Below are 8,424 nucleotides of genomic sequence, written 5' to 3' on the forward strand. Positions count from 1 at the left end.
CCAAAGTTGGAAATACTTCAGCTCCACCCAGCCCACTGCTACGGCTTCTGCCCCGAACTCGCCTTGCCCAATTTCGTACTGCGTCGCTAAAAATACCCAGTCCCGCTCTAGATTGTCTCCCGTCTGTGCCATCACGAAATAAAAATTGAACACACGCAGTTCCTGAGTCTGCGGTGCGTTTCGATCAAAGGGGCGTATCCTTGCGGGAACGGCCATCCTCAGGAGGATTTCGCTTTGCGCTTCCTGAAGTTCGGCCAAAGGAACGTGCGCAAAAGCCTTCAGATGGACCCCTGTTGCGGGGTCTCTAAGAGCTTCTCTTTGGAGGGGCACGTACTGCCCCGGGACCCAGCCCAAGTAGTCCTTCACGTGGACTTCCGCGCTATTACCCGTTTCATCCTCCAGACTCACCAGGAGGTACCACACCTCGCGTGCGCTGCCCTGGTCCGAGATCAAATTACTTTGACTACCCTGGGAATATACATAGAAGTATCTACCGAGATACTTCAGGGGTGCATTAATTTCTGGGGCGTCCCACCTAGGCTGAGTACGCGGTTTCAAATCTCCGTATAAATTTATGACGTATTTGTTATAAATGTAAGACATCGGACAGCTCAGGGAAGGCAATACGAACGGGCCAAATGCAGCCGTCGTAACTTGGGTATAGTGTGAGCTCTCCCAGATTGAACAGAGAGGTTGCTAGTAATTGCGAACAAAGTGCTAGGTGGTGCGAAGCCGGTCGGTGGCAAAAGTGAACAAATAGACAACTTGATTTGATTCGGCGTGGTAGCGCGGCAGCCGCCAAAGGCCTCAAGAACCTGATGGTTAGGCCCCTTGTCAGACCAGCGATGCTAGCTGGCCGGTTGGGCGGGTTCAAAGGGAGGGTGGCGAACCTCGCGGAGGAGGCACATCGTGGGTTGGCGTGTCACTGCAAAAGTGGGAGCGTCAAGTCCGTGCGTAGGTAAAGCTGGTGGCGAAAGGTGTGGTAACAAATAACATCCTCATGGAACCAAGACCCAGGTTCGCGCCTCGGGAGAAGAGCGGGCCACTTTGGAAGGGCCATTCAAGATGTCTATGATGATGCGGATTAAAACGCGAAAACCATGTTGAAAAAATGGGATACAAGCACGTTATGGGTTTTTTCGTGTGTAAAGTACCAGCGCGTTTTATGTAAATACATATTCGTCTGAGAAAATACAGACTGCTAGGAAAGTAACGAACCGGAATATCTTAGTATTAAAGAGAGTAACCGAAGGCTGCGTCCGCAGTTTATCTACGAAACAATGAAAATCCCGGAAGTGCCTAAAGAATGTGATCGTGTGCTGAAGAATGTCGACAAGTTGAAGATCAAAATGCAAGAAATCAACTCCATTCCAGAGGGGTGCCGGTCAAGCGTGCTAAATCAAACAGCCTCCAATAAGCGCTCGAGGAGGATTACGGCGACGATCACCAGGATTGTTCGATTTTCGCTGAGAACAGGCTTGAGAGTCGTTGACGCAGTGGACAAAATAGAGCGGGAAAACCCGGTGTGAAGCCAGCCCAGCCAATATGGTGGTGTTTGGGTTCGAGGCATACTATTGTGACAGGGGCTTCAGAATGTAATGAAAGTGGCTGTTGCAGGTTACGATTTGAGAAAAAGGGGATGTGTTATGAGAAGCGGCGTGAGGGAATTCCTTATCCGTGAAAAGGGGATAACACCGCAGAAAGTTCTGGGAAGGGGCCCGTGTTTTGAAGCGTGGGCAGGCACGTTGCGAAGCGAAGTGTCGGTCCTTGTTAAAGTAGCCGATTTGACGGGGGATGTTGGAGAAAATGATACCGGTCCACCGGATCCAAGAGGGTATCAGTCAACCTCCCGACTGACGTTTGTCGTAGGCAGTGTAAAGCAGGCAGAGTCCCTCGCATCCAGCTTGCGACGTCTCGTTCAAGTGGCCCAGCACCCGGGCGTTGTCAAGCTCTTCGATTGGGCTGCAGTCGGGGGGAGTCTTGTTCTATGTTATTACCCGCTTCCAGAGCCCCCCGATTTCTTGGGCGGCTTATATGCAAACACAAATGTTCACGGTATTTCAGCCGATCGAGCCCTGGAAATTTGCCAGTCCGTGGCCGCCACTCTGGATTATCTCAATTCAGAGGGAATATTTCACGGCTATTTGAAGCCAACGCACATTGGAACATGGGAGAATGGTGTGGTCGTTTCTGAGGCGGGGCTGTTGTCATTCAGGCAGTGGCTGTGGCGGTGGAGGCGGGTGCCTTTATCGTGGGAGTATGTGCCACCCGAATTGAAGCCGGAAGGTCAGTTTCATCCATCAACAGACCTCTACTGTCTGGCGCAGTTCTATCTTCAGCTTCGCACCGGTTGGATTCCCAACCCGGAGGAGCGCCCCCGAACTTCCCATGCTCCGCATCCGGTGTCGGAACTAGAAAACTGGGAGAAGGAATTGGTGGCATCCGCTTTGGCGTCTGACCCGGACCAGCGCCCTCGTCTCAGTTGTATGGGCTGGGTGACCGAGCTGAGCGCAGCCTACGAGAGCTCCTTCTCAGGGCAGATCAGAAAAGTGGCCGAGATCACCTTGACCAAGGGGACAGTCAGAGCCTCGCTGTTCCGGCGCCTGTTACCGAACGGAATTTTAAGGTTAGAGGCCGGCCCACTCCGCCTCCGCAGCAAGATAATCCTCCGTCAGCCTGTTCGGATTTATGGCGAGCCCCACGCCGGTGCCAAGCTAATTGTGAGCGGGAAAGAATCCGGCTTTTGCATTCTCACCAGAGGCGCGGTGATTTTCAAAAACCTGGCGATGCGTCTTCTGTCTCCCGAGCTCTCCACCCTGGTTACAGTGAGTGAAGGCCGGCTTATCATGCGGAATTGCCGCTTGCGAGGTTGCAAGGAGAACGACGCTGTGGAAGTGCTCGAAAGTGCTCGTGCCGTCATCCAGCGCTGTTCCTTCCTTCAACACGACACAGGTGTGCTGGTCAGCGGGCACGCCAGAGCTCGGATTGAAAACTGCCGATTTGTCAGGAATGCATTTGCCGGGATCTTGCTTGATCAGAGCAGTCAGAGTGTTGTCAGCGCCTGTCGTTTTTCGCTGAACGGGCAACAGGGCATCTATGTCGGACAACAGGCCGAAGCTGAACTGCGCGACAACCACGTCGTGGGAAATCTAGACGTCGGTATCGCCATCTTCGACTATCCCAGGGTGATCCTCGATCGAAACAGGTGTGAGAATAACGGAGGCGTGGGTATCCAAGTCATGTATGCCAAGCACCTCTTTCTGATTGAGAATGTCTGCCAGGCTAATAAAGGTAGCGGCGTCTATTGTGGAGCGGCCGCTTATGGGGCGTTGCTCGGCAATGAATGCCGCCGCAATAAGCGCTCGGGCATTGTGATCGGTTATCCCGGCAGGTGGGATGTTTCCTACAACACGGCTGAGGACAACCAGGAGCACGGGATCTTTGTTGTATCGGAAGCTGTGAAATACGACCCACCACTAAACGCGAATCTATCGCCTTGCCTCGTGGACGTCCCTGTACTCAAGGGAAATGAATGTATTTCCAATGGCGGGGCGGGTATTTGCGTCCGATCGCATTCCCAGGTGGTGCTTGTGGCGAATTTGTGCAAAAACAACGCGGGGCCAGGGATCCTTTTTGCGGAGGGAAGCGGTGGCGCCGTGCTCCGCAACACTTCTCAGGAGAACGCGGGCGGCAATTTTTCAAAGGAAGAGAGCTGCGCGATTTTCGCTCAAGATAATCTTTTTAAGTGATCTGGGAGGCGAGCACTTGAGTTTGGGGGGAGCCATTGTAGATGGGTATCGAGTTCGAGGTGAGGCCTGAGGAGGCCACTCGCCATATCCTTCGGGTTGGGACGGCCCATTTTGAACGGTTGGGCAGCGGGCACCGCCGCACCTTTTAAGCCCCATGCTCTAACTCGACCGGAGGTCCCCATGCGATCTTGAGGATCAATCACACGGTTCGGCGGCTCAACGGTCGGGTGTACCCTTAATGACGGGGTACGATCGTTTATTCAAACGAAACACCCTCCGGTGTTCAGATGGAAATCAAAAGTCTGAACGACCTACAAAAGCCCAGGATTTAAAAAACGCTCACAACGGTTTTTACACAGAGCGCAACATTTTGTTGCAGAAATGGTTGCTTCGGCCGACTTAAGGTCTTGGATAAGCATTTTTCCGAAAGCATGACGGAACCCGAAATCCTGAAACAAGTTAATAAAGATATCATAGAACGGTAACATTAATTCAACAACAGCATAAAATCACACAACACCGAAATATACATAATATATAACCCGAAGACCTCGGACTGCTCATCTGGCCGCAACGTGGCCACGGTTTCTCGTTGCGAACTGGTGCCTTCCAGAAAGCGCGGCAGGAGCCTGCGGATGACCCCCCACCAGTGTCGCCGGACCGCCGATTTTGACCTACTACGGGGCATACAGTGCTTTCGCCCGTTTGCTGAGGATGAATTTGTCTACAAACGCATTGAGTGTCTAATGGCACACCGCCGCGGGGCTCGGGATCTGGTGGCGATAGATGTCGAGCGACGGTTTCGGAGGTCATTTTTGACGTCCGAGTATAAGAAGCACAAAAGAATTCTTTCTTTCAACCAGTGGCGCTGTGTTCTCTTTAATCCACGATAAACGACAATCGGATGTGTTATACATTGTTTATCTCTACGATATCCAAGTGATCATTGCTGAATGAATGCTTCTTGTCGCCGTTTCGGATCGTAGGTATACTGCATGCGTTTAGCGTGCGCACTGTATGGCACCGCTTGAAGGAGGGCATTTGCGTGCAAATCTCTCATTTTCGGGCACATAGTGCCAATGCGAACGGTCAGGGCGTCAGTGAGCCTCTTCGCGATCACCTGGAATACGTTGCTCAACGTGCTGAAGCGTTTGGCAATTTCTTCGATGCGGCTGAGCAAGCCCGACTGGCGGGGTTGCTCCATGATATTGGCAAATACGCAGACAAGTTTCAGGACTATCTTGACGGCAAGGTGTCTCGCGCTGGGGACCATTGGTCAGCGGGAAGCCTCTTGGCGCTTAAATTCGCCAATGAATACGGTATCTACCCAGCCCTGGCGATCCAGGCCCATCACAGTGAACTGACGTGGTTACCGCTGAGCTATGAAAAATTCTGGAATAACCTGGTTGAGCGTCTGCGAAACAGCTCCGAAGTGACCGACTCCAGGGCAGATGAGCTCTTCCGGCGGTTACAAGCCGATGGACTATCGTTGCCAAGCGTAACGAGCGGTTTCGCGTTCGAAGGAGAGCATCTTGTGGCCGAGATGCTCGACGTCCGGATGCTCTTCTCCGCCTTGGTCGACGCCGACTACCTGGAGACCGAGGCCCATTTTGAGGGAGACGCTAACGTTCCACGTCGACCGCGACCGGATGGTCCCAGCCTCGATTGTGATAAGGCGATCGCTGCCCTCGAAAACTATCTCCAGCAGGTACGGGAAAAACACAAAGATTCCCCGCTTTCCAACCTCCGAGATCAATTGCAAAAGAACTGCCGGGAAAGGGCTGGTGATCCCCAGGGTATTTACACGCTTTCCGCGCCCACCGGCCTGGGCAAAACCTTGGCAATGCTGTTATTTGGTCTCTATCATGCACGGAAGCACAATCTGCGGCGGGTCATTCTCGTCATGCCGTATATCAACATCATTGACCAGACGGCCCAGATCTATCGGGAGATTTTCTCGGTCGAAAATGGCTTTCCAGAGAATTTTGTCCTAGAACATCACAGTCTGCGGGACGAGATCTCGAAAGACGACGAAAAAGAATCTCTGCGGCGGCTTCTCACCGAAAATTGGGATGCCCCGATCATTCTGACCACCAATGTTCAATTTTTTGAGTCATTGTTTGCAAATCGTCCTGCGCAGTGTCGAAAGCTCCACCGGATTGCCCGGAGTGTGATTCTCTTCGACGAGGTCCAAACGCTGCCCGTTCATCTGGCTGTCGCCTCGCTGGCTGCGTTGTCTCGCCTTACCGAGCCTGAGGGGCCGTATGGCTGCACAGTCGTTTTTTCGACGGCAACGCAACCCGCCTTCGGCGTGCTCCACGAACGTGTGCAAGAGTTTGCGCCACATGGCTGGCAACCAGCCGAGATTGTTTCTGATGTGCCCCGCTATTTCCAAGCCACAGCGCACCGTGTACAAACCACCTGGCGCGATGAGACTCCTGTAAGTTTTGACGCTTTGGCTAGAGAGCTGGCCGAGTACGAGCAGGTGATGTGCATTGTCAATCTTAAACGTCATGCCGTAGCCATCTTTCGAGAGCTGGTATCATGCCGACCGGAGTCTGAGCACGAATCCTTCTTTCATCTCTCGACGAGTCTCTGTCCCCGTCACCGACGTGATGTTTTGGATGAAGTCAATCGCCGGCTGGACGCCGGTTTGCCCCTCAAGCTCATTGCCACTCAGTGCGTCGAGGCGGGAGTTGACTTGGACTTCCCTGTGGTTTACCGTGCGGTAGGGCCGCTGGAAGCTATCGCCCAGGCCGCAGGACGCTGCAATCGCCACGGGCTGCGTCCCCAGGGAAAACTCGTCGTCTTCATGCCAGATGATCAAAAAGATCCATATCCACCCGGATACGGCAAGGCGGCCGAAGCCACACGGTATTTTTTGAGGCGATTGCGAACAATGGACGAAGCAAAATTGAGTGGGCTCTTGACAAATCCCGACGCCATTCGTGAGTATTTTCATGGCTTCTACCAGTTACACGGCTTTGCCGACTCAGAGGGTACTCAAGAAGAGCGAGAACTTTTGCAGGCCATCAAGGCAGGGGATTTCGAAGAGGTGGCCAGATTGTATCGCCTTATTCGGCAGCAAACTATTCATGTACTTGTTCCTTACGATCGGGCGGCCTTCGATTCGCTCCTCAGCGAGGTTAACTCAAAAGCCGGGACACCGGGGTGGATACGCCAATGGTGCCGACAAGCGTCGCCCTTAACTGTGGACATCTTTCCCCCTGGTCGGAACTCAAGCAACTGGAACTACCTCCATCCGATCGAGTTTTTCCCAGCAAAGCGATCTTCCAGCAATGCAACGGACTGGTACTATTTGCTGCCAAGCCTGGAGTATGATCCTCGACTCGGCCTGGTATTTCCGGAGGACGATTCGTCGTTTGTTGTGTAGATGTATTCGCAAAAGGAGGCCCACATATGGCTGAAAGACAGCGTCACATCTTGGAAGTTTGGGGCGACTTCGCGTGTTTTACTCGCCCCGAAATGAAAGTGGAACGGTACTCGTATCCGTGTCCTACTCCCAGTGCAGCGCGAGGGATCTTTGAAGCGATTTACTTCAAGCCCCAATTCTATTGGCAAGTCGAGCGTATCGAGTTGCTTTCTTATCCAAATTATATTCCTCTGCGAAGAAACGAAGTTAAAGAAAAAGTGGCGGTCAACGCAGTCAAGAATTGGATGAAGGGCATAGAAGAACCCCAACCCATCTTGGCAGATGCTGATGATTCGATCACCGGGGATTCAAATAAGGGACGCACACAACGCCAGACCATGGCCCTTCGCAACCCTCGGTATCGGCTCACGGCCTACATTGTCCCGCGGCCTGGGTTCGAGTCTCAACAGACAGCTTACGATGCGCAGTTTGTCCGTCGTGCGTCTTGCGGAAAATGCTTTTACCAACCGGCCTTTGGTTGTCGGGAATTCGTCGCCTTCTTCCGTTACATTTCCGATTCCGACAATCTCCCGCAACCTGTGGATTACAATCAGGACCTTGGCTGGATGCTCTATGACGTCTTTGATCTTCGTAAGGCAAACGGCAATGATAGCCCGCCGTTTATCACGGTTTTTCGTGCCCAGGTGATTCACGGTGTTTTGGAAGTGCCGCCTTTTGAGAGTGACCTGGTTCGCAAACCTGAAAGCGATTAAAGGAGGCGCCAACGATGCTTCATTACTTTCTTGAATACGCCACCCGCGAGGGAATTATCCTTCCCCCGGGCCTACAGAGCAAACCTGTCAAGTGGTTACTCATTTTTTCAGAGCGGGGACAGTTCATCGATGCTTACGACCTGAGTGGTGGCCAGAAAAAGAGCAAAGGGCGGGAATTTCCTCAAGTCCCGCAGGCCCCCGCCAACTGGCTCCAAGGTGGTGGGCGGTCGCACTTCCTGGTAGAAAGCCTGGCCACCATCGTCAATTGGCCCGACGATGAAGAGAACCGCGACAAGATACAGGCCAAGCACGACTTCTTCGTCGATCTGTTACGGCAGGCTGCGCAGGCACAACCCCCGCTTCAGCCGGTTCCCGAACTCGCATCAATCGCCAAGGGGCTTGCGGACGCAGGAACGCTCCTAGCCATTCAGAGCAGGCTAGAGGCACTCAAGGCCAAGCCCACCGATGTCGCTACTGTGGCCCTCCAGACAGGCACAGGCCTGCCGCGGATCTTCGTCGAGGAATCGAC

General features: G+C 53.2%; 5 protein-coding genes. 4 read left to right on the forward strand and 1 reads right to left on the reverse strand.

Annotated features, from left to right (window positions below; all coding sequences use genetic code 11):
• On the reverse strand, positions 1-603 hold a 603-nt coding region (locus ABJK56_RS05445; RefSeq protein WP_347243652.1), incomplete at its 3' end, for a hypothetical protein.
• A gap of 1,043 nt (positions 604-1,646) precedes the next feature.
• On the opposite strand from ABJK56_RS05445, the gene ABJK56_RS05450 reads away from it, so the two are divergent.
• From ABJK56_RS05450 to ABJK56_RS05465, 4 genes are all read left to right on the forward strand, one after another.
• On the forward strand, positions 1,647-3,749 hold the full coding sequence (locus tag ABJK56_RS05450) for a right-handed parallel beta-helix repeat-containing protein (RefSeq protein WP_347243653.1): 2,103 nt from the start codon (positions 1,647-1,649) through the stop codon (positions 3,747-3,749).
• 1,045 nt (positions 3,750-4,794) lie between these two features.
• Entirely contained in the window at positions 4,795-7,143 is a 2,349-nt protein-coding gene (locus ABJK56_RS05455) for a CRISPR-associated endonuclease Cas3'' (protein ID WP_347243654.1), read from the forward strand.
• Between the two features lie 26 nt (positions 7,144-7,169).
• Positions 7,170-7,895 carry a type I-C CRISPR-associated protein Cas5c gene (cas5c, locus tag ABJK56_RS05460; protein WP_347243655.1) on the forward strand — a complete coding sequence of 242 codons (726 nt, stop codon included), beginning with the start codon at positions 7,170-7,172 and terminating at the stop codon, positions 7,893-7,895.
• 14 nt (positions 7,896-7,909) lie between these two features.
• A partial coding sequence (locus ABJK56_RS05465; RefSeq protein ID WP_347243656.1) for a hypothetical protein occupies positions 7,910-8,424 on the forward strand: 515 nt, incomplete at its 3' end.

Source organism: Thermogutta sp. (assembly GCF_039793925.1).
GTDB lineage: Bacteria > Planctomycetota > Planctomycetia > Pirellulales > Thermoguttaceae > Thermogutta.

Bases quoted from the DNA above. Each gene is read 5' to 3' on its own strand.
- ABJK56_RS05450 (WP_347243653.1), top strand. From the start codon at position 1,647: ATGAGAAGCGGCGTGAGGGAATTCCTTATCCGTGAAAAGGGGATAACA.
- cas5c (WP_347243655.1), top strand. From the start codon at position 7,170: ATGGCTGAAAGACAGCGTCACATCTTGGAAGTTTGGGGCGACTTCGCG.